This is a genomic window from Amycolatopsis stemonae, assembly GCF_054781455.1.
Window position 1 is genome coordinate 64,413 of the sequence record NZ_BAAGUJ010000024.1, and the last position, 20,223, is coordinate 84,635.

Below are 20,223 nucleotides of genomic sequence, written 5' to 3' on the forward strand. Positions count from 1 at the left end.
ACACAAATCATAGTCTCATCCCCATCAGCCAGCGCGGTGACCCGACAGCCAGGGAGCAGCCCGATGACCAGCACCTCCGAACAGCCGCTGATGGTGGCCCGGACGGCGGACACCGGCGAGGCCAACCCCTACCTGCTCGGCGTCTACGCCCCGGTCAGCGAAGAGATCGACGCGGAAGACCTGCAGGTCATCGGCGAGATTCCGAAGGACCTCAACGGCGTCTACCTGCGCAACGGCCCCAACCCGCGGTTCGCGCCGGAAGGCCGCTACCACTGGTTCGACGGCGACGGCATGATCCACGCCGTCCACCTGGAGAACGGCAAGGCCCGCTACCGCAACCGCTGGGTCCGCACGAAGGCCTTCGAGGCCGAGTCCGAGGCCGGCAAGGGCCTGTGGACCGGGGTCATGGAGAACCCGGAGGGCAACCCCTTCGGCAACACCCACGGCCTGGGCCTCAAGGACAACGCCAACACCGACGTCGTCTTCCACCGCGGCCGGATCCTCGCCACCTGGTACCTGTGCGGCTCGCCGTACGCGGTCGACCCGCTCTCGCTGGAGACGCTGGGCGCCGAGGACTTCCTCGGCACGCTGGTCGGCGACATGATGGCCCACCCCAAGGTCGACGAGGCCACCGGCGAGCTGTTCTGGTTCGACTACGGCCCGCGCCCGCCGTACCTGCGCTACGGCGTGATCGGCGCGGACGGCCAGGTCGTGACCACCACCGAGATCGAGCTGCCGGGCCCGCGCCTGCCGCACGACATGGCCATCACCGAGCACTTCGCGGTGCTGATGGACCTGCCGCTGGTCCAGGACCTGGAGGCGGCGAAGCAGGGCCGTCACAAGCTGCACTTCGACCGCTCGACGCCGAGCCGCTTCGGTGTCATGCCACGCTACGGAGACGGTAGCCAGATCAGGTGGTTCGAAGCGAGCCCGTGCTACATCTACCACGTCGTCAACGCCTGGGAGCAGGGCGAAGAGGTCGTCCTCGACGTCTGCCGCGTGCAGAAGCCCGCCCCGCGGGCCGACGCGCGCACCCCGCTCGCGAAGATGCTGTCCTACCTGCGGCTGGACGCGTCGCTGCACCGCTACCGCTTCAACCTGCGGACCGGCGTGTGCCGCGAGGCCCCGCTCGACGACGACAACACCGAGTTCCCGACCGTCGACTCCCGCGGGGTCGGCTTGCGGAACCGGTTCTCCTACGCGGTGCACATTTCGCCCGAGTCGACGCTGAAGTTCGACGGGCTCGTGCGCTACGACAATCTTGCCGGCTCCAAGACCGAATACCGGTTCGGTCCCGGCCGGTGGGGCAGTGAGGCTCCGTTCGCACCCCGCGACGGGGCGGCCGCCGATTCGGCGGACGGTTATCTGGTGACGTTCGTGCAGGACGAGCGTGAGGGACGCTCGGAACTGGACATCTTCGACGCCGCCGATCTCGCTGCCGGACCCGTGGCCAGGGTCCTGTTGCCCCAGCGTGTCCCGCTCGGTTTTCACGCGACCTGGGTCCGGGCGGACCAGCTGGAAAACCTCCGTTCATGAAGTGCCATCGAGAGGGTCGCGCCCGGGACTTCCGGACGCGGGGATGGTGGAGTGCGGAGACGATCGACCAGCTCGTCAAGGAGCGGGTCAGTGCCGACCCGGAGGGTCTCGCGCTGGTCGATCCACCGAACACCACCGCACTGGTCGGACGCGACCCGGTGCGGTGGACCTGGAACCGGCTCGACGAACGCGTCGACGTCCTGGCCGCGTTCCTGCTCGCCAGAGGGGTGCGAGCAGGCGACGTCGTGGCCGTGCAGCTGCCGAACTGCTCGGCCCTGGTCCAGGCGTTCCTCGCGATCGTGCGGATCGGTGCGGTCCTCACCCCGTTCCCGGTGTCCTACCGGGAGCACGAGATGGGTCCGATGTGCCGGCGCACCGGAGCCGTCGCGGTGGTGACCGCTTCCAGATACGGCGAGCACGAGCTCGCCGGGGCGGCCCTTGGGCTAATGGGCGCTGCGGCGCCGTCGGTCCGGTTCGTCGTCGCCCGGGGGGACGACGAACCGGCCGGTGCCCTGGCCTGGCCCGAGGCGCCACTGTCCGAAGCGGAAAAGTCCACTTTGGACGCACAGGTGACCGAGGCCGACGTCAACGACTGCGTGACGATCTGCTGGACGTCCGGCACCGAAGCCGAACCGAAGGCGGTCCCGCGCTGCCACGGCGACTGGCTCGCGACGGCCGCGGGCTGCGCCCAGGCCGCCGGGATCACGCGCGAAGACGTCCTGCTGTCCCCGTTCCCCATGACGAACATGGCCGGCATCGGCGGGATGTTCCTGCCGTGGCTGCTGACCGGCGCCGTGTTCGTGCCGCACCACCCGTTCGACCTGCCGGTGTTCCTCGGGCAGCTCGCGGCCGAGCGCGTGACGTACACGCTCGCGCCACCCGCGCTGCTCACCATGCTGCTGCACAACGAAAAGATCCTGTCCGGAGTGGACATCTCGAGCGTGACCAAGATCGGCTCCGGGTCGGCGCCGCTCTCGCCGTGGCTGGTGCGCACCTGGGCCGAGCGGTACGGCATCGACATCATCAACTTCTTCGGCTCCAACGAGGGCACCGCGCTGCTGTCCGCGCCACCCGACATGCCGGACCCGGACCAGCGGGCGAGCTACTTCCCGAACTACGCCTCCGACGTCACCTGGTCGACGCCGGTCGCCGGCTGGACGTCGGTGCGGCTGCACGACCCGGTCACCGGCGAGCACGTGACCGAACCCGGGCGTCCCGGCGAACTGCACATCGCCGGGCCGACGGTGTTCGCCGGCTACCTGACGTCGGTGGGCGAACCTCTCGACACGTCGAAGTTCGACGAGGACGGCCACTTCCGCACCGGCGACGTCTTCGAGATCGCCGGGGCGGAGGGCGAGTTCCTGAAGTACGTCGACCGCGCCAAGGACCTCGTGATCCGCGGCGGGATGAACATCTCGCCGGCCGAGGTCGAAGGCCTGCTGGCCGGGCACCCGGACGTCGCCGACGTCGGCGTGGTCGGTGTGCCCGACGACGTCATGGGGGAGCGCGTGTGCGCGGTCGTCGTGCCCGGCGACCGGAAGCCGTCGCTCGAGGAGCTGGTCGCGTACCTGCGCGAGAAGCGGGTGGCCGCGTTCAAGCTGCCGGAACGGCTCGAGTACGCCGACGCCTTGCCCCGCAACCCGGTGGGGAAGATCCTGAAGCGGCAGCTGCGGGAGAGTCTGGAGTGAGGCCATGACGGTGTTCGTGCTGGGCGGGGCGCAGACCGACTTCGCGTGCAACTACGCGAAGGAGGGCCGAGGGATCTTCGACCTCTTCGCCGAGGTCGTGCCGGCCGCCCTCGCGGACGCCGGAGTCACCGCGGCGGACGTCGAAGTCGCGCACGTCGGGAACCTCGCGGCCGAGCTGTTCACCGGGCAGGCCCAGCTGGGCGGGCTGCTGGTGGCCGCGGTGCCGGAGCTGGACGGCGTGCCGAGCACCCGGCACGAAGCCGCGTGCGCGTCCGGCAGCACGGCCGTGCTCGCCGCGTGCGCGGACCTCGAAGCGGGCCGCTACGACCTGGCGCTGGTCGCCGGGGTCGAGCTGATGCGCAACACCGACGGGCAGACGGCCGCCGAGCACCTCGGGTCCGCCGCGTGGGCCGGCCACGAAGCCGTCGCCGCGAAGTTCCCGTGGCCCGCGCTCTTCGCCGACGTCGCCGAGGCCTACGACAAGCGGTACGGCCTCGACCCGGCCCACCTCGGGCAGTTCGCCTCGCACGCGTTCGACCGCGCGGCGCGGAACCCGCTCGCCCAGGCGCGGGACTGGCGGTTCCCGGCCGGCGCGTTCGGCCCCGACGACGAGCTGAACCCGCTGATCGAAGGCCGCCTGCGCAAGCAGGACTGCGGCCGGATCACCGACGGCGCCGCGGCGGTCCTGCTCGCGTCCCCGGCGTTCGCCGAACGCCTCGGCGGCGGCTTCCCGCGCATCGCCGGGTTCGGCCACCGCACCGCGCACATCGGTCTGGCCGAAAAGATCGAAGCCGACGGCGAATACCTGTTCCCGCACCTGCGGGGCGCGGTCGTCGACGCCTACGAGCGCGCGGGCGTACCCGGCCCGGACGCGCTCGACGTCGTCGAACTGCACGACTGCTTCACCATCACCGGGCTGGTCGCCCTGGAGCACCTCGGCGTCGCACCACCCGGCGACGGCGGCCGGTTCATCGCCGACGGCGGCCTCGGCACCGCCGGGATCAACCCGGGCGGCGGCCTGATCGGGCTCGGCCACCCGGTGGGCGCGACCGGCGTCCGCATGCTGCACGACGTCGCCCGGCAGGTCACCGGGACGGCGGGCGAGACGCAGGTCGAGGGCGCCCGGACGGCGTTGACGCTCAACGTCGGCGGCTCGTTCACCACGGTGGTCACGATGCTGGTCACCGCATGAGGCTTTCGGTGTCCCTGGGGCTCTGGCAGGACCGGCCGCCGGAGGAAGCGCTGGAAACCGCGCGTGCCGCCGAGGCCGCCGGGTACCCGGAGCTGTGGATCGGCGAGATGGCGACGTGGGACGCGTTCGCCCTCGGCACCGCGATCGGCGCGGCGACCTCGCGGATCTCCCTGACGTTCGGGCCGTTGGCCGTGACGGTCCGGGACCCCGCGACGATCGCGATGGGTGTCGCGTCGGTCGCGGCCCTGACCGGCCGGACGACCGGGGTGGCGCTGGGCACGTCCAGTGACGTCGTGGTGCGCGGCTGGCACGGCCGATCACGGGCACGGGCCGCGACGGCGCTGGCGGAGTCGGCGATCGCCGTGCGGCAGCTGCTCTCCGGCGCCAAGTCCACTGTGGACGGAACGGTGGTCGGCTCGCAGGGGTACCGGCTGCGGCTGGCGGCCCCGAAGTCGCCGTTGACGATTGCCGCGTTCGGGCCGCGGGCGCTGGCCGTCGCGGCCCGGCACGCCGACCGGATGGTGGTCAACCTGGTCAGCCCGGCCGCGGCCGGTGCCCTGGTGCGCGGGCTGCGGGAGGCGGCCGAGCGGGCGGAGGTGGCGCCGCCGCCGGTGGCTGCCTGGGTGGTCGGCGCCGTCGACCCGGGCCCCGCCGAAATCGAGCAGCTGCGTCGCGGCGTGGTCGGGTACCTGGCGGCGCCCGGCTACGGCGAGATGTTCCGCGCGGCGGGGTTCGGCGGCCTCGTCGACTTCGCGCGCACGCGGCCGCACCCGCGGGAGCTGCTGGCCGCGGTGCCGGTCGAGGCGATCGCCGTCGTCGGCTTGCTGGGCTCGTCGGCGGAGATCGCCGCGAAGGCCGCCGAGTACGCCGAAGCCGGCATCGACGAGCTGGTGATCGTGCCCGCGACCGGCGACGACGACCCCGGTGGCGCGAAAACCCTCGCCGCGTGTCGATCCGCGGTCGTCCCGTTCGACGCGTAGGCATGACTGAGCCGACGAAGACCAAGAACCTCGACCAGAACGGCTACCCGGCCCTGCCGTGGAGCCGGGCGCGCGACCTCCTCGCGACCCAAGCCCCCAAGGAGGACCTGACGTTCTTCGTCGGGACCGTCCGCCCCGACGGCCGGCCGCACGCCGCCGGCGTCGGCGCGATCTGGGTCGACGACGCCCTGTACTTCGTGAGCGGGGCCGGCACGCGCCGGGCCCGCAACCTGGCGGCGAACCCGGCGTGCAGTGTTTCGGTGCGCTTGAAGGGACTCGACCTCACCCTGGAGGGCGAGGCCGAGCCCGTCGCCGATCCCGCCACCCTCGAGCGGGTGGCGGCCGTCTACCGCGAGGGCGGCTGGCCCGCCGAGGTGCACGAAGGCGGGTTCACCGCGTCGTTCATGGCGCCGAGCGCCGGGCCCGCGCCGTGGTTCCTGTACCGGCTGGCGCCCGCCCGGGCGATCGGCGTCGCCTGCGCGGAGCCCCACGGCGCGAGCCGCTGGGACTTCAGCCGCTGACCGCCCGGGCCACGACCGCGCCGATGTGCCGCATGCCGTCGGCGTTCGGGTGCAGCGGGGCCGCGACCGACGTCGGGATCACGCTCTCGAACCACTTGACGCCCGGCAGCTTGCAGACGTCGTGCCCGATCGACGCCGTCCGGATGTCGACGTAGTGCGCGTCGTGCGCGGCGGCCTGGCGGGCCAGGGCGGCGTTGGTCTTGTCGACGCTGCCCTGGATGTAGTTGGCGTCGCGCGGGGTCAGCGGCGCGATCGGCCAGCACCCGTTGTGCGGCAGGTAGGTGCCGTAGCCGGCGACGAAGACCGTCGCGTTCGGCGCGTGCGCGTGGATCGCGTCCAGCAGCGCGCCCCACGTGGGTTCGAACGCGGCGATCTTTTCGGCCAGCTGGTCGTGGCCGCCGGCGGTGTAGCGGTCCACGCAGTCCGGGGTGATGCCGGGCAGCAGGGTGATGCAGCTGGTCGCCGCGCCGACCAGGCCGACGTCGTTGCCGCCGATGGTCAGCGTGACGGTCCGCGTCGCCGCGCTGAGCGCGTCCAGCTGCGGCGGCACGGCACCCGTGTCGGTCTGCTGCGGCGAGGTCATGTCCGCGGTCGTCGCGCCGGAGCACGTGACGTCCTCGAGCGGGACGCCGAGCCGCTGCGCCGCGACGTGCGGGTAGTCGGCCAGGGACCGGAGGCAGCCGGGGGAGGAGAGGTCCGGGGGCAGGATCAGCGGCCCGGCCGCCGCGGAGTCGCCCAGAGCCACGTACTCGCCGGTGGCCGCGGCCGCCGTACCGGCCGTCACGGTCGCCAGGGCCGTGACCAGGATCGTGATGAACGCCGTTGTCCTCAGTCGCACGCCGTCCTCCTTGACGTTGTGCCGATGATTGGCTTCCGTGACACCATCGGCACCGGGCGCGGCCGGATTGACTGGGAGTCCGGGCAGAGAACGGGGGCATCGGTTGTGACGGGGCACAAATCCGGTGGGGACCTGGTCCTCGGCGGGCAGCGCGTGCACGAGCGGCTCACGCTGGAGGAGCCGGAGCTGGTCGCGCGGGTGCTGGCGCGGATCCAGGACGAGGTCGCGGACTACCGGCGGCTGCCGGTCGAGGAGCTCGCCGGCGACATCGCGCGCATCACCCAGCAGACGGTGCGCGCCTTCGCCCGGGGCCTGCGCGAAGACCGCGAGCTCAACGACGCCGAGCTGCGGCAGATCGGCGCCTCGGCGGTGCGCCGGGCCGAGGAGGGCTTTCCGCTGGAGGCCGTGCTCGCCGCCTACCACGTCGGCACGCGGGAGATCTTCGCCGTCGGCGCGGGGGGCGCGGGCGGCGCGGACGTCACCGACCTCCTCGACGTCGCGGACCGGATGCTCGCGTTCGTCGGCACCGTCACCGGCGCGGTCACGCGGGGCTACCTCGAAGAGCTGCGGACGAAGGTCGGGCAGGAGCACACCGCGCGGCGGACCCTGCTCTCGGTGCTGGTCGACGGCGGTCCCGTCGACGTCGTCGCGCGCAGTGCCGGGGTCACGCTGCCGGCGCGGTACCTGGTGCTGAGCGTCGAGCTCGGGCCGCACGCCGACGAGGCGTCGCCGGGCGTGGACGCCGAAATCGCGGTGCGCCGCAAGATCCGCCGGTTCCTCGCGGCGTTCGACCGAGCCTGCGGCGACGGCGTCCTGGCGTCCCTGGACGGACCGGGCGGCCTGGTCCTGCTGCCGCTGACCGGCCGGCTGTCCGACGCGCCGGAGCGGCTGGTGGACACGGCCGGGCGCGCCGCGGGGGTCGCCGTGCTGGCCGCGGCGGAAACGGCCGAGCCGTCGGAAGTCCGCGAAGTGGCCGGGCGCACGGGCGAGGTGCTGGACGTGCTGCGCTGGTTCGGGCGCCCGCCGGGCCTGTACCGCCTCGACGACGTCCTGGTGGAGTACCAGCTGACCCGCCCGGGCACGGCCCGCGACCGCCTGGCGGCGGTGCTTTCCCCGCTGGACGCCCACCCGGAGCTGGTCGAGACGTTGTCGGCGTACCTCGAGCTGGACACGAACCGCCGCCGCACGGCAGCCCGCCTGCACGTCCACCCGAACACGGTCGACTACCGCCTGCGGCGCGTCCGCGACCTGACGGACATCGACCCGCTCCACCCGGCGGGCCTGCCACGGATCATCGCGGCGCTGGCCGCCCGGCGCGCTTCGGCTCCCCGCACCTGACCTTCGGCCGGATCGAGGTGGTCATCCGGCGGTGGGCCGGGAGGTCGAGGGGTGGCCGGGGGCCGGGATGTCGGCGGGCCGGCCGGGGGCCGGGGTGCGGACCGGGCGCGGAGGGCGGGCGGCCGCAGCTCAGATCGGGGCAATCACCCGGGTCGGAACGTCGGCGGGGCGGCGCGGCCGGGATCCGCATCGGGCATGGAGTGCGGGCGGCCACCGCTCAGATCGGGTGGTCACCCGGCGGTGGGCCGGGATGTCGCGAGGCGGCCGGGGGCCGGGATGTCGGCGGGGCGGCCGGGGGCCGGGATGTCGGCGGGGCGGCCGGGGGCCGGGATGCGGACCGGGCGCGGGGCACGGGCGGCCGCAGCTCAGATCGGGGTGCTCACCCGGGTCGGAAGGTCGGCCGGGCGGCGCGGGGCCGGGATCCGCACCGGGCGCGGGGCACGCGCGACCACCGCAGCCAGCAGACCGGCGACGACCGCCGCGGCCAGCACCGCCGCCGCCAGGCCCGAAGCCGCGTCGAACCGCAGTTCGCCCGCGCGGCCCAGCACGAAGCCCGCGTCCAGGGCCCACGCCACCGCCGCGACCCCGATCGCGGCGGCGGCGGAGCTCCAGAAGGCGGTCAGCAGCACCACGGCACCCAGCGTGACCAGCGCGTACCACGGCTGGACCGTCGCCCCGGCGACGTCCGCCGCGATCAGCGCGCCCACCGCGGCCACGCAGCCGAACGGGAACCCGAACCCACCACTCATGCCCTCGAGCCAAGCCCGAAAACCGGCCGGGGCCATGACTCAGGACACATTTCCTACGCCCGGGCCCCCGGATCTTGACGCGCTATTGACCCGTCACGCGCGCGATCGCGGCCGCCAGCTCGGGCCAGACCGCGCGCGGCAGGTTGTGCCCCATGCCCGGGATCACGAGCAGCTCCGCGCCCGGGATCGCCTCCGCCGTCGCCTTGCCGCCGCTCACGTTGATCAGCGGGTCGGCGTCGCCGTGGACGACCAGGGCCGGCAGCCGCACCGACCGCAGCGCCGCCGTGCGGTCGCCCGAGGCGACGACCGCCGCCGCGTGGCGCAGCGTGCCCACCGGGTGGCGGGCGCGGTCGTAGTGCAGCGTCGCCTTGGCGAGCAGGAACGCCTCGTCGTCCGGGTAGCCCGGCGAGCCGAGCCGCCGGTAGCCCTCGACGCTGTCGGCGAGCGCCTGCTCGCGCGTCGAAGCCGGCGGCCGCGTCAACAGGGCCAGCGCCCACGGCTCGGCCTGCCCGACCGCCGGGTCGCCGGTGGTCGACATGATGGACGTGACGGACCGCAGCCGGTCCGGGTGGTCGATCGCCAGCTGCTGGACGATCATCCCGCCCATCGACGCGCCGACGACGTGCGCGCGGTCGATGCCGAGCGCGTCGAACAGCCCGACGGCGTCGTCGGCCATGTCCGACAGGAGGTACGGCGCCGTCGCCAGGTCACCGCGGGCCAGCGCGGCCAGGTCCGGTGCGGGCAGCTCGTCCAGCCACGTCGAGAGCCCGACGTCGCGATTGTCGTAGCGCACCACGAAGAACCCGTGACCGGCGAGCAGCTCGCAGAAGCCGGCTTCCCAGGTGACCATCTGGGCCCCGAGCCCCATCACCAGAACCAGGGGCGGGTTGTCCGGTTCGCCGAAGGTGTCGTATTCGAGCTCGAGACCGTTGGCCTGTGCGCGTGCCATGACCCGATCCTGCCCCACACCCGCTCGCGCTGGCACGCGCCGGGCCGGTGCGGTTACCGTTACGCCCCATGCCGACCTCATCCTCGGGCACGGGCCAGCGCCCCCGGTCGCGGGCCGCGGCGGGACTGCCGGCGCTCACCGCCGACAAGATCGTCAGCGCGGCCACCACCCTCACCGGCGAACGCGGCCTCGACAACTGGACGCTGCGGGAGCTGGCGCGTGCGGTGGAGGCCTACCCCGCGGTGATCTACCACCACGTCGGCGACCGGGACGCGGTGGTCAACGCCGTCGTCGACCGCGTGGTCGGCCTGCTGGAACTGCCCGACGAGCGGCTGCCGTGGCAGGAGTGGTTCGTCGAGCTCCTGGCCGGCCTGCGCGCGGTGCTGCGGACCTACCCCGGGTGCGCGCGGCGGCTCGCGCTGTTCGGCCCGTCCGTCGACGCGGCCACGCGCAGCATCAACGCGGGCATCGGCGTGCTGCTGCGGGCGGGCTTCGGCCGCGAGAGCGTGCTGGCCTACAACCTGCTGCTCATGACGGCGTGCCAGTTCGTCGCGATGGAGGACGACCGCGACGGCGCGCTCGCCCTGCGGATCGACAACACCGAGGAGTACGCGACCTACCGCGAGCGGACCGACCTGCCGGGGATGGCCGAGCTGGGCGCGGCGATGCACGACCTGATGGGCGACCCCGACCTCGCCGCGGGGTACTACGCGCAGCTGTACGACTACGCCGTCGAACGCTGCCTCGACGGGCTCGCCCACCGGCTCGGGGAACTGCGTGAATCGGGGGCTCAGGGGTTGACAGCGACTTGACAGCGCCTCGGCGTACCGTGGGCCTGCGTCGGTGGTCCGCCACCGACCCGGAGCCCCTGGCGCCCTCCTCCCCCTCGTGGCGCCGGGGGCTTCGGTCTACTCGCGACCGCCCTGGCGCGGGGCCGGCGGCTCGGCGCGCGGCGGTTCCGCCTGCACGACCGGGAAAACCTCGCCGACCAGCGTGACGAGGGATTTGGACAGCAGCAGGTGCACCTGCGCGCGGGTCAGCGAGCCGCGCACGAGCCATTCCCGGCCGGCGGACTTCACCATCCCGCCGAACGCGCGCACGAGCGCGTTCAGCTCGGGACCGTGCTCGCTTTCGCTGGACAGCCCGACGGCTTCCAGGACCCGGTCGGCCGATTCGCGGTCGGCTTCCTCGAGAATGCGCTCCACTTCGAGGTCCCGGCCGATGCCCTCCGGCGCGATCGCGGCGAGCCACATCCGCTCCTGGCTGGTGACCATGTCGAGGAACCACTCGATGGCGACGTCGGCCCGCAGTTCGAGGGGCCCGTCCGGGAGGATCTCGACGGCCAGCCGCGGCACGGTCAGCGCGCGCCGGATGATTTCCAGGTACAGCTCGCGTTTCGTGCCGAAGTAGTGGTTGATCAGCCCCCGCGCGACACCCGCCGCCGCGGCGATGTCCGAAGTGGACACTTCGGAATAGGGGCGTTCACCGAACAGCCGCGCCGCGCAAGCGTAGATCTGTTCCCTCCGCTCGTCCGGTTCCAGTCTTCGCCATCTCGGCGCCGGCTCCGTGTTCATGTTCTCCATGGTCGCACGCGAAGTTGGGGCACGCTCAGTCCGGAAGGGTGAGGGGCGCGATGTCCGCGTACCCGTCGCCCGGCCCCGGGTTCGCCGGGTCCGTCTCGCCGCCGAAGTGGTGCAGCACGCCCCAAACGGCGTTGAGCGCGGTCTGGACCGCCCCCTCCGCCCAGCCCGCGGTCCAGGAGACGTCGTCGCCCGCCAGGAAGAGCCCCCGGTACCGCTCGGGCAGCGAGTCCTGGACGAAGTGCGTGAAGAGCCGGTGCTGATAGCGGTAGTGCCCCGGCAGGTTCGCCTTGAACGCGCCCATGAAGTGCGGCTCGGCCTCCCACGAGACCGTCACCGGGTCGCCGATGATGTGCCGCCGGACGTCGACGCCGGGGTAGATCTCCCGCAGCGACTGCAGCATCACCTCGACGCGCTCGGCCGCCGAAAGCGGCAGCCACTTCGACGAGTCGTCGGCCCACGTGTAGGACAGGCAGATCACCGCGGGCGCAGCCGGGTCGTCGCCGAGGAGGTAGGTGCCGCGGGGCATCCGGTCGGTGAGCGTCATGCTCATCGTGTCGCGGCCGGTCGCCGGGTCGCGGTCGAGCCAGAACGGCCGGTCGACCGGGACGAACACCTTCGACGACTCCATGTAGTGCGTGCGCTCGATCGCCGTCCAGTGGTCGATCGGGAACAGCGCTTCGTCGCATTCGATCTTGGCCAGCAGCAGCCAGCTCTGCGCGGTGAACACGGCCGCCGGGAACGTGCGGACGTGCCCGGACGCGTCGGTCACGGTGATGTTGTTCGGCGCGGTCCGGTGCAGCCTCGTGACGCCGGGGCGCGGGCCGCCGTCGTGCAGGGACGCCAGGCTCGTCCCGGCGGGCCAGAACGCGAGGTCCGCGGGCGCGTGGTCCCACAGCCGCTGCGGCAGCTGCTGGCTCCCGCCGACGATGCTGCGGTGCTCGTCGTCGGCGCCGGTGTAGACGACGCGCAGGATTTCCAGGATGGAGTTGGGGAAGTCGGTGTCCCAGCCACCGGTGCCGAAGCCGACCTGGCCGAAGATCTCGCGGTGCCGGAACGACGCGAACGCGGGCGAATCGCACAGGAAGCCGTAGAACGTCTGGTTGTCCAGACGGGGGACGAGCTCGTTCCACAGCCGCTTGATCGTTTTCGCGTCGCGGTCGCGGATCGCCGTCTGCATCTCGGCGAAGGACGCGTGCTCGGCGAGCGTGCGGTCCCACGCCGCGGCGACGTCGGCGAACACCGCGGGCAGGTCGGCCGGCGTGCGTGCGTAGTGGCTCTGTCCCTTGAGGTCGACGACCGTGCTCGGCGTCCCGGGGGCGAGGGGGTTCGGGAACGGCGTCGTCTCGAGGCCGACCTTGCCGATGTAGTGGTACAGCGCGGTCGACGCGGGCGGGAAGCGCATCGCGCCCATCTCGGCGACGACGTCGTCCGGGCAGCCGGGGAACCGCACGGTGCGCAGCCGGCCGCCGATCTCGGCGATCTCGTAGACCACCGGCCGCAGGCCCAGTTTCATGAGCTCGTACGCGGTGACGATGCCGGAGAGGCCACCGCCGATCACCGCCACCTCGGTGCCGTGGCGCTCGGCCGGCACCGTGCCCAGCCCGGCGGGGTGGGCGAGGTAGTCGTCGTAGGCGAACGGGAAGTCGGGGCCGAACATCGTGATCGGGCGGCCCGCCGGCTCGTCGTGGGGGATCGCGGTCGGGACAGCGGAGGTCATGCGGTGGTTCCTCGGTACAGTTCGGGCCGCCGGTCGGCCAGGTGGGTGTTCTCCAGGCGGGACGCGGCGAGCGCGTCCCGGGTGACTTCGGCCCCGATCAGCTCGGGCCCGGCGCCCGCGCGGGCCAGCACCTCGCCGGTCGGCGCCACGACGCAGGACCGGCCGCAGTAGGTCAGGTCCCGTTCGGTGTCGCACCGGTTGGCGTAGGCGACGAACAGCTGGCTTTCGTAGGCCCGCGCCGGAACCAGCGTGTCGGCGACGAGCTCGTACGGGCTCATCAGGGCCGTCGGGACGACCAGCAGCTCCGTGCCCGCCAGCGCGTGCGCCCGCACCAGCTCGGGGAACTCGACGTCGTAGCAGACCAGCAGCCCGACCCGGACGCCGCCGACGTCGGCCTGCACGACCGGGTCGTCGCCCGGGGTGAACCACTTCTTGTCGAGCTCGCCGAACAGGTGCGTCTTGCGGTAGTTCGTCCGCCGCCCGGCCGGATCGACGAGCTGGACGCTGTTGTAGACGTGTTCGCCGTCGGTCTCCGGGTAGCCGTACACGAGCGCGGTCCCGGATTCCCGGGCCAATGCGGACATCCGCGCCGCGGTGGGCCCGTCGGCGGGTTCGGCGAGCTCGTGCGTGCGCGCGCCGATGTGGTAGCCCGTCGTGCCCATCTCCGCGGTGACGAGGAGGTCGGCGTCGACGCGGGGCAGCGCGTCGAACGGGCCCTGGTGGATCGCGACCCTCATGCCAGCCTCGACCTCCGGATCCCGTACCCGAAGTAGATCAGCAGGCCCAGTGCCATCCAGCCGCCGAAGACGACCCAGGTGGCGCCGTCGAGGCTGAACATCATGTAGCCGCAGCAGAGGACGCCGAGCAGCGGCGTCACGGGCGAGAACGGCACGCGGAACGAGCGCGGGCGCTCGGGCTGGCGCCGGCGCAGCAGCAGGACGGCGACGTTGACCAGCAGGAACGCGAAGAGCGTCCCGATGCTGGTGGCGTCGGCGAGCTTGCCGAGCGGGATGAACGCGGCCAGCGCGGCGACGAAGGCCGAGACCACCACGGTGTTGATCCGCGGCGAGCCCGACTTGGGATCCACTTTGGACAGTGACGCGGGCACGAGGCCGTCGCGGGACATGGCGAACAGGATGCGGGTCTGTCCGTAGAGGACGGTCAGCACGACGCTGGAGATCGCGACGATCGCGCCGACGGCGAGCAGGCCGGCCCAGAAGGGGTTGCCCGAAACGACGGTGAGCACGTGCGAGAGCGCGGCCTCCTGGCCGTCGAACTCCGGCCACGGCAGCGCGCCGACCGCGGCCACGGCGACCAGGCAGTAGAGCACCGTGACGATGCCGAGGGAGAGCAGGATCGCGCGCGGCAGGTCGCGTTGCGGGTTCTTCGCCTCTTCACCGGCGGTCGACGCGGCGTCGAACCCGATGTAGGAGAAGAACAGCTTGGCACCGCCCGCGCTCATCCCGGCCAGGCCGAGCGGCAGGAACGGCGTGAAGTTCTTCGCCTTGACGGCGGTGAAGGCGATCGCGCAGAACAGCACGAGCGTGCCGATCTTCACCGCGACCATGACGGCGTTCGCCCGCGCGCTCTCCTTCGCCCCCGACAGCAGCAGGACCATCGCGAGGACCACGACGACGATCGCGGGCACGTTGACGATCCCGCCCGAGCCGGGCGGCTGGCTCAGCGCGTCCGGGATGGCGAAGCCGAAGGCGAGGCGCAGCAGCTCGTTGAGGTACTGCCCCCACCCGACGGCGACCGACGCCACCGAGACGCCGTATTCGAGCACCAGGCACCAGCCGCAGACCCAGGCGACCAGCTCGCCGAGCGTGGCGTAGGCGTAGGAGTACGACGAACCGGACAGCGGGATCATGCCGGCGAGCTCGGCGTAGGACAGCGCCGAGAAGAGCGCGGTGACGCCGGCGAGCACGAACGACAGGACCACCGCGGGCCCGGCCACCGGGACGGCTTCGCCGAGCACGACGAAGATCCCGCTGCCCAGCGTCGCGCCGATGCTCAGCGTGGTCAGCTGCCCGAGGCCGAGCGACCGCTTGAGCGTGCCATGATCACTTTCGGCGACCAGGTCGGCGACCGGTTTCCGCCGCACCGTCGCGGCTCGCAGATTCATGCCGACGACGGTATCGGCCGTCTCCGACCCGCAAAACAGGAGATCGTTGCGCGTACAGATGAATCACAGGTGATTCAGTGCACAGGACGTTCGAATCATGGCGAATCGTTCCACGTACAGTAAGGGGCATCACGCGTGTCTCCCGGGGCATCAGCCGTGATTGGAGGGGCATCAGCCGTGATTGGAGGGGCATCACCGTGATGCCTCTCCAAACACGCGTGATGCCCGCTCAATCACGCGTGATGCCTCTTCGGTCACGGCTGGGGTGGGGGGTCCGCGGCCGGGAGGAGCAGGGTGAACGTCGGCGGAGCCGGGCGGCTGAGCCGGAGGCGGCCGCCTTCCGCTTCCGCGAGGCTGCGGGCCAGGCGCAGGCCGATCCCGTGCCCGGCCGCGGCCGTCGCGAACGGGTCGGTTTCGCCCAGGTCGGGGCCTTCGTCGGCGACGTCGATGGCCAGGGCGTCCCCGGCGTCGCGCGCGAGGACCGTCACCGTGCCGCGGCCGTGCGTCGCCGCGTTGTCCAGCAGGACGCCGAGGACCTGCCGGACGGCCGCGGCCGCCACCCGCGCCGGCGGCGGATCGTCCCGGGTGACGCGCAGCGCCCGCCCGTGCGGCGAGAGCAGGGCTTCGCCCGACTGCCGGACTTCCTCCAGGAGGGCGTCGAGGTCTAGCTCGGCCCGCGGCGCCCGGCGTTCGCGGCCCAGCGCGAGGAGGTCCTCGATCGTGCGTTCCAGCCGGTCGGCGGACGCGATCCCGGCGCGGATCGCCGCGTACGGGTCCGCGGCCGGCGTCTCCAAGGCGGCTTCGAGCTGCAGGCGCAGGCCGGTCAGCGGGTTCCGCAGCTGGTGCGACGCCTCCGCGGAGAACGCGCGCTCGCGTTCGAGGGTCTCACCGATCCGCACGGCGGTGGCGTCCAGCGCTTCGCCGACGCGGTCGATCTCGGCGATCCCGGCCCGGGGCCCGCGGGCGGTGAGGTCGCCGTCGCCGAGCCGTCCGGCCGCGGCGGCCAGCTCCTCCAGGGGGCTGACGAGCCGCGCGGTGTACCGCCGGGCCATCAGCCAGCTCGCCCCGATCGCCGCCACCGCCAGCCCGGCCATGCCGAGCCAGGTCAGCCCGACGCGCAGGCGCAGCGCGGACTCCGGCGGCGCGGCGCGGACCACGCCGCGCACCCGCGACCCGCTGACCACCGGCACGGCCAGGGTCAGCTCGTCGCCGTCCCGCCCGACGACGACGTCGACCCGGGCACCCGCCGCCTGCAGCACGATCGTCCCGCCCGTCGCGGGCCCGCGCCCGGCGAGCAGCCGCCCGTCCGGCGCGTAGACCCCCACGTCGGCGTCGGCGTCGGCGTCCCCGGGCGCCGGCACGACCGGCGACCGCCCCGCGGTCAGCTCGTCCGAGACGGCCAGCGCGGCGGTGTCGGCCGCGCGCTCCAGATCGGTCTCGGCGTCGTCGTGGAAGTACTTCATCACGGCCACGCCCAGCGGCAACGCGAACAGCACGGTCGCGACCAGGGCGGCGAGCACCGTCAGGGTGGTGATCCGGCGGCGCACGGCTACCCTTCGGCGAGGGTCCGGGCGGGGTCCTCCAGCCGGTACCCGTGACCGCGCAGCGTGGCGATCCGGGGCACCTCGTCGCCGGGGCCGGCCGCGGCCGTGAGCTTGCGGCGCACGGCCGCGATGTGCACGTCCAGGGTCTTGGTGGAGCCGTACCAGTGCGCGTCCCAGACCTCGGACATCAGCGTCTCGCGGCTGACCGCGACCCCGGGTTGCTCGGCCAGCCGCGCGAGCAGGTCGAACTCCTTGGCGCGCAGCACGACCTCGCGGCCGCCCAGGGTGGCGCGGCGGCCGGCGATGTCGACGGTCAGCCCGCCGACGGTCACCGGCGGCCGGGCCCCGGCGGGCGCGCCGCGGCGCAGGTGCGCCCGCACGCGGGCCAGCAGCTCGCCCAGCCGGATCGGCTTGGTCAGGTAGTCGTCGGCGCCGGCGTCGAGGCCGACGACGACGTCCATCTCCTCCTGCCGGGCGGTGAGGATGACCAGCACCGTCGAGGGGAGCGCGGCCCGCAGGCGGCGGCACACCTCGACGCCGTCCAGGTCGGGCAGGCCTAGGTCGAGCAGCACGAGGTCGAACTCACCGGACTCGGCGGCCTGCAGGGCCGTCCGGCCGTCCCGGCGCCAGCACACCTGGTAACCGTGCAGTCGCAGGGTCGATTCGAGCACGCTGCCGATCGCCGCGTCGTCTTCCACCACCAGCAGGTTCGGCATGCGGGGAGCCTACGTTCTACTCCGGCCGCGCACCGAAACCGATCCGCGAAATGCGGTGTGAGGCCTCGGTCACTTCGACGCCGAACCGCGCCACGGCCGCTTCGGTGAACCGCGTCGTCGGCCCGGTGACCGCCAGGGCCGCGAGCAGCCGCCCGTCGGCGTCGAACACCGGCGCGGCGACGCTGGAGGCGCCTTCCTCCGGCTCGCCGTGGCTGACCGCGGGCCCCTCGGCCGCGGCGGCGAGCACCTGCCCGGCGGCCCCGCACCGCAGCGGCAGCTCGTCGCCGACCCGGCCGACGTGCCGGATGGCCCGCGAGCCCTCCTGCTGGGCGACGCAGACGAGCACCTCGGTGCTGCGGACGTACAGGTTGACCGTCTCGCCGCAGTCCCGCGCCAGCTCGCGCAACGCCTGGCGGACCGGCTCGGGCAGCTGCCACGCGGTGTTCGCCAGCTGCGCCCAGCGCAGCATCCCGGGCCCGACCGTGACCCGCCCGTCCGGCCGCGTCCAGAGCAGGCCGCGCTGCTCACAGGTGGCGACGAGGCGCAAAACGGTCGTCTTGGCGAGGCCGCTGGCCGCGGTGAGGTCCTTGACCGCCCAGGTCCGGCGGCGTTCGGTGAACAGGGCGAGCAGGTCGAACGCGCGCAGCACGCTCCGGACCGCGCCGTCGTCTTCCGCCTTCATCGAGCGACCCCCGTCCGCCTGACGGACCCAGCGTACCGGCGGCCGGACCGGTCAGGCCACGTGTCGCTCGAACGCCGCAACGGTCTCGGCGAGCACCTCCGCGCCCGGCCGCGCCCACAGGCCGGCGTTGAACACCTCGACCTCGATCGGGCCGGTGTAGCCCGCGGCTTCGACGGCCGCGCGCAGGTGGCGGTGGTCGATCGGGCCGTCGCCGGGCAGCGCGCGGCCCAGCAGCGGGTCGGGCAGCGGCACGAGCACGTCGCACACGTGGAACCCGGCGATCCGCCCGGCGGCCGCGGCGATCGACTCCTCGATCCGCGGGTCCCACCAGACGTGGAACTCGTCCACGATCACCCCGACCTGCTCGGCCGGGTGCTCGGCGGCGACGGCCAGCGCCTGGTCCACAGTGGACAAAACGGACCGCTCGGCGCACTGCATCGGGTGCAGCGGCTCCAGGCCGAGCCGCACCCCGCGCTCCCCGGCGTAGGGCGCCAGCTCGCCCACGGCGTCCGCGACGTGCTGCCGCGACGCGGCCAGGTCGTGGTTCGCGATCCCGCCCACGACCAGCACGAGGACCCCGGCGCCGAGCGCGGCGGCCTCGTCGATCGCCTCCCGGGTCCGCGCCACACCGTCCACAGGGGACCCCTCCGGCGTCACGCCGGTGAAGAACCCGCCGCGGCAGAGCGACGAAACCCGCACGCCGTGCTCCTTCAGCAGGCGCGCGGCTTCGTCGACTCCGGTCTCGGCGACCTTGTCCCGCCACAGCCCGATCCAGCCGACGCCGGCCGCGGCGCACCCGGCCACCGCCTCGGGCAGGGACCAGGCCTTGGTGGTGATCTGGTTGAGGCTGAACCGGGGGTCCATCACGCCACCCCCGCGACCTGGAGCAGCGGCCGCATCCGCGCGACGGCCAGGTCCGGGTCGGCGAGGACACCGGCCTCGTCGGCCAGCCGCAGCAGCGTGGCGAGGTGCGTGATCGTGCGCGCCGACTCCTGCCCGGCGATCATCCGGAAGTGCGCTTGATGACCGTTCAAGTAGGCGAGGAAGACGACGCCGGTCTTGTAGTGGCGGGTCGGGGCGCGGAAGATCTCGCGGGCCAGCGGCACCGTGCGCTCGAGCGCCGCTTCGAACCCCGCGCGGTCGCCGTCGTCCAGGCGCGCCAGCGCGGCCGCGGCGACGGGGGCGATCGGGTCGAAAACACCGAGCAGGGCCTCGCTGTGGCCGTGGTCGTCGCCCGCGATGAGCCGCGGGTAGTGGAAGTCGTCACCGGTGTAGCAGGCGACGCCGGCCGGCAGCGCCCGCCGGAACTCCGTCTCGACCTCGGCGTCCAGCACCGAGACCTTCACCCCGGCGACGGTGTTCGCGTGCTCGGCGCACAACGCGGCCAGCTCCCGGGCCGCCGCGCGGACGTCGTCGTGACCCCAGTAGCCCGCGAGCGCCGGGTCGAACTGCTCGCCCAGCCAGTGCAGCAGAACCGGGCCGCTCGCCTCGGAGAGCAGTTTCCCGTACACCGCGTGGTAGTCCTCCGGGCCCTGGGCCGCCGCGGCCAGCGCCCGGCTGGCCATCACGACGGGGATCGCGCCCGCGCCGCCGACCAGGTCGAGCTGCTCGCGCCAGGCGTCCACAATGGACGCCGGGGTGGCCGGGCCGGCCGGCAGCTGGTCGGTGCCGACGCCGGCGCACCACCGGCGCCCGGCGGCGATCGCGCCGGTGCGGGCGACGAGCGTCTTAGTGGTGGCCCAGTCGAGGCCCATGCCGCGTTGCGCGGTGTCCATCGCCTCCGCGACGCCGAGGCCGCACGACCAGAGGTGTTCGCGGAAGGCCAGCGTGGTGTCCCAGTCGACGGTGTCCGCCTCGCCGGCCAGGGCGTCCGCCACGACGTGCGCGGCCGCGTAGGCGATCCGGGACGCCGGTGGTGCGGTGGGGGACGCGGGGAGCGGGGGCCCGGACGGTGACCAGTTCACGAGCCCGCCGCCGGGGACCGGGAGCAGGAGCATCGGAGAACCTCCGCGTCAGTCAGAAAGCGCTTTCCCGATTCCACGGTAGGGCCTGTGCCGAAGCACGA

The 20,223-nt window shown here is 73.3% G+C and carries 19 protein-coding genes; 7 read left to right on the forward strand and 12 right to left on the reverse strand.

Going from position 1 to position 20,223, the window contains the following annotated elements:
- The first annotated feature begins 63 nt into the window (after positions 1–63).
- From ACYVLJ_RS45090 to ACYVLJ_RS45110, 5 genes are read left to right on the forward strand one after another with little or no spacing between them, the layout of a single operon-like run.
- Complete coding sequence (locus tag ACYVLJ_RS45090) at positions 64–1,536, forward strand: carotenoid oxygenase family protein (protein ID WP_460443326.1); 1,473 nt, start codon at positions 64–66, stop codon at positions 1,534–1,536.
- Positions 1,533–3,224: a class I adenylate-forming enzyme family protein gene (locus tag ACYVLJ_RS45095; RefSeq protein WP_460443327.1), complete on the forward strand. Its 1,692-nt coding sequence runs from the start codon at positions 1,533–1,535 to the stop codon at positions 3,222–3,224. The genes ACYVLJ_RS45090 and ACYVLJ_RS45095 overlap by 4 nt, the downstream gene beginning before the upstream one ends.
- A gap of 4 nt (positions 3,225–3,228) precedes the next feature.
- Complete coding sequence (locus tag ACYVLJ_RS45100) at positions 3,229–4,416, forward strand: acetyl-CoA acetyltransferase (protein WP_460443328.1); 1,188 nt, start codon at positions 3,229–3,231, stop codon at positions 4,414–4,416.
- Positions 4,413–5,396: an LLM class oxidoreductase gene (locus ACYVLJ_RS45105; protein WP_460443329.1), complete on the forward strand. Its 984-nt coding sequence runs from the start codon at positions 4,413–4,415 to the stop codon at positions 5,394–5,396. Before ACYVLJ_RS45100 ends, ACYVLJ_RS45105 begins: the two co-directional genes overlap by 4 nt.
- A gap of 2 nt (positions 5,397–5,398) precedes the next feature.
- Positions 5,399–5,917 carry a pyridoxamine 5'-phosphate oxidase family protein gene (locus tag ACYVLJ_RS45110; protein WP_460443330.1) on the forward strand — a complete coding sequence of 173 codons (519 nt, stop codon included), beginning with the start codon at positions 5,399–5,401 and terminating at the stop codon, positions 5,915–5,917.
- Here the strand turns inward: ACYVLJ_RS45110 and ACYVLJ_RS45115 are convergent.
- Complete coding sequence (locus ACYVLJ_RS45115) at positions 5,907–6,749, reverse strand: SGNH/GDSL hydrolase family protein (RefSeq protein WP_460443360.1); 843 nt, start codon at positions 6,747–6,749, stop codon at positions 5,907–5,909. The genes ACYVLJ_RS45110 and ACYVLJ_RS45115 overlap by 11 nt on opposite strands.
- A 111-nt stretch (positions 6,750–6,860) precedes the next feature.
- Here ACYVLJ_RS45115 and ACYVLJ_RS45120 point away from each other — a divergent pair, with 111 nt between their 5' ends.
- Complete coding sequence (locus ACYVLJ_RS45120) at positions 6,861–8,093, forward strand: PucR family transcriptional regulator (RefSeq protein ID WP_460443331.1); 1,233 nt, start codon at positions 6,861–6,863, stop codon at positions 8,091–8,093.
- Between the two features lie 365 nt (positions 8,094–8,458).
- On the opposite strand, the gene ACYVLJ_RS45125 is transcribed toward ACYVLJ_RS45120, so the two are convergent.
- On the reverse strand, positions 8,459–8,842 hold the full coding sequence (locus ACYVLJ_RS45125; protein ID WP_460443332.1) for a hypothetical protein: 384 nt from the start codon (positions 8,840–8,842) through the stop codon (positions 8,459–8,461).
- Positions 8,843–8,924: 82 nt separating this feature from the next.
- Positions 8,925–9,791: an alpha/beta fold hydrolase gene (locus ACYVLJ_RS45130; protein WP_451986724.1), complete on the reverse strand. Its 867-nt coding sequence runs from the start codon at positions 9,789–9,791 to the stop codon at positions 8,925–8,927.
- Positions 9,792–9,859: 68 nt separating this feature from the next.
- On the opposite strand from ACYVLJ_RS45130, the gene ACYVLJ_RS45135 reads away from it, so the two are divergent.
- On the forward strand, positions 9,860–10,603 hold the full coding sequence (locus ACYVLJ_RS45135) for a TetR/AcrR family transcriptional regulator (protein ID WP_460443333.1): 744 nt from the start codon (positions 9,860–9,862) through the stop codon (positions 10,601–10,603).
- Between the two features lie 96 nt (positions 10,604–10,699).
- Here the strand turns inward: ACYVLJ_RS45135 and ACYVLJ_RS45140 are convergent, their stop codons facing one another.
- The 9 genes from ACYVLJ_RS45140 to ACYVLJ_RS45180 form a co-directional block, all read right to left on the reverse strand.
- The gene (locus tag ACYVLJ_RS45140) at positions 10,700–11,365 is read right to left on the reverse strand and encodes a TetR/AcrR family transcriptional regulator (protein ID WP_451986728.1); all 666 of its coding nucleotides are present in this window, start codon (positions 11,363–11,365) and stop codon (positions 10,700–10,702) included.
- 34 nt (positions 11,366–11,399) lie between these two features.
- On the reverse strand, positions 11,400–13,091 hold the full coding sequence (locus ACYVLJ_RS45145) for a flavin monoamine oxidase family protein (RefSeq protein WP_451986730.1): 1,692 nt from the start codon (positions 13,089–13,091) through the stop codon (positions 11,400–11,402).
- Positions 13,088–13,828 carry a carbon-nitrogen hydrolase family protein gene (locus ACYVLJ_RS45150; protein WP_460443334.1) on the reverse strand — a complete coding sequence of 247 codons (741 nt, stop codon included), beginning with the start codon at positions 13,826–13,828 and terminating at the stop codon, positions 13,088–13,090. The genes ACYVLJ_RS45145 and ACYVLJ_RS45150 overlap by 4 nt, the downstream gene beginning before the upstream one ends.
- A complete protein-coding gene (locus ACYVLJ_RS45155) occupies positions 13,825–15,216 on the reverse strand; it encodes an amino acid permease (RefSeq protein ID WP_460443335.1) in 1,392 nt (463 codons plus the stop codon). Before ACYVLJ_RS45155 ends, ACYVLJ_RS45150 begins: the two co-directional genes overlap by 4 nt.
- A 254-nt stretch (positions 15,217–15,470) precedes the next feature.
- Positions 15,471–16,763, reverse strand: coding sequence for a sensor histidine kinase (locus tag ACYVLJ_RS45160; RefSeq protein WP_460443336.1), 1,293 nt, complete (start codon positions 16,761–16,763; stop codon positions 15,471–15,473).
- A 2-nt stretch (positions 16,764–16,765) separates the two neighbouring features.
- The gene (locus ACYVLJ_RS45165) at positions 16,766–17,476 is read right to left on the reverse strand and encodes a response regulator transcription factor (protein WP_451988538.1); all 711 of its coding nucleotides are present in this window, start codon (positions 17,474–17,476) and stop codon (positions 16,766–16,768) included.
- Between the two features lie 16 nt (positions 17,477–17,492).
- Positions 17,493–18,158 (reverse strand): IclR family transcriptional regulator, encoded by a 666-nt coding sequence (locus tag ACYVLJ_RS45170; RefSeq protein WP_451988537.1) that lies wholly within the window; start codon positions 18,156–18,158, stop codon positions 17,493–17,495.
- 51 nt (positions 18,159–18,209) lie between these two features.
- Entirely contained in the window at positions 18,210–19,022 is an 813-nt protein-coding gene (locus tag ACYVLJ_RS45175; RefSeq protein WP_460443337.1) for a sugar phosphate isomerase/epimerase family protein, read from the reverse strand.
- Positions 19,022–20,155 (reverse strand): beta/alpha barrel domain-containing protein, encoded by a 1,134-nt coding sequence (locus ACYVLJ_RS45180; protein WP_460443338.1) that lies wholly within the window; start codon positions 20,153–20,155, stop codon positions 19,022–19,024. The genes ACYVLJ_RS45175 and ACYVLJ_RS45180 overlap by 1 nt, the downstream gene beginning before the upstream one ends.
- Between the last annotated feature and the right edge of the window lie 68 nt (positions 20,156–20,223).

Coding starts and splice junctions, on each gene's coding strand:
- ACYVLJ_RS45090 (WP_460443326.1), top strand. CDS start 64: ATGACCAGCACCTCCGAACAGCCGCTGATGGTGGCCCGGACGGCGGAC.
- ACYVLJ_RS45095 (WP_460443327.1), top strand. CDS start 1,533: ATGAAGTGCCATCGAGAGGGTCGCGCCCGGGACTTCCGGACGCGGGGA.
- ACYVLJ_RS45100 (WP_460443328.1), top strand. CDS start 3,229: ATGACGGTGTTCGTGCTGGGCGGGGCGCAGACCGACTTCGCGTGCAAC.
- ACYVLJ_RS45105 (WP_460443329.1), top strand. CDS start 4,413: ATGAGGCTTTCGGTGTCCCTGGGGCTCTGGCAGGACCGGCCGCCGGAG.
- ACYVLJ_RS45110 (WP_460443330.1), top strand. CDS start 5,399: ATGACTGAGCCGACGAAGACCAAGAACCTCGACCAGAACGGCTACCCG.
- ACYVLJ_RS45125 (WP_460443332.1), bottom strand. CDS start 8,842: ATGAGTGGTGGGTTCGGGTTCCCGTTCGGCTGCGTGGCCGCGGTGGGC.
- ACYVLJ_RS45130 (WP_451986724.1), bottom strand. CDS start 9,791: ATGGCACGCGCACAGGCCAACGGTCTCGAGCTCGAATACGACACCTTC.
- ACYVLJ_RS45135 (WP_460443333.1), top strand. CDS start 9,860: ATGCCGACCTCATCCTCGGGCACGGGCCAGCGCCCCCGGTCGCGGGCC.
- ACYVLJ_RS45140 (WP_451986728.1), bottom strand. CDS start 11,365: ATGAACACGGAGCCGGCGCCGAGATGGCGAAGACTGGAACCGGACGAG.
- ACYVLJ_RS45145 (WP_451986730.1), bottom strand. CDS start 13,091: ATGACCTCCGCTGTCCCGACCGCGATCCCCCACGACGAGCCGGCGGGC.
- ACYVLJ_RS45150 (WP_460443334.1), bottom strand. CDS start 13,828: ATGAGGGTCGCGATCCACCAGGGCCCGTTCGACGCGCTGCCCCGCGTC.
- ACYVLJ_RS45155 (WP_460443335.1), bottom strand. CDS start 15,216: ATGAATCTGCGAGCCGCGACGGTGCGGCGGAAACCGGTCGCCGACCTG.
- ACYVLJ_RS45165 (WP_451988538.1), bottom strand. CDS start 17,476: ATGCCGAACCTGCTGGTGGTGGAAGACGACGCGGCGATCGGCAGCGTG.
- ACYVLJ_RS45170 (WP_451988537.1), bottom strand. CDS start 18,158: ATGAAGGCGGAAGACGACGGCGCGGTCCGGAGCGTGCTGCGCGCGTTC.
- ACYVLJ_RS45175 (WP_460443337.1), bottom strand. CDS start 19,022: ATGGACCCCCGGTTCAGCCTCAACCAGATCACCACCAAGGCCTGGTCC.
- ACYVLJ_RS45180 (WP_460443338.1), bottom strand. CDS start 20,155: ATGCTCCTGCTCCCGGTCCCCGGCGGCGGGCTCGTGAACTGGTCACCG.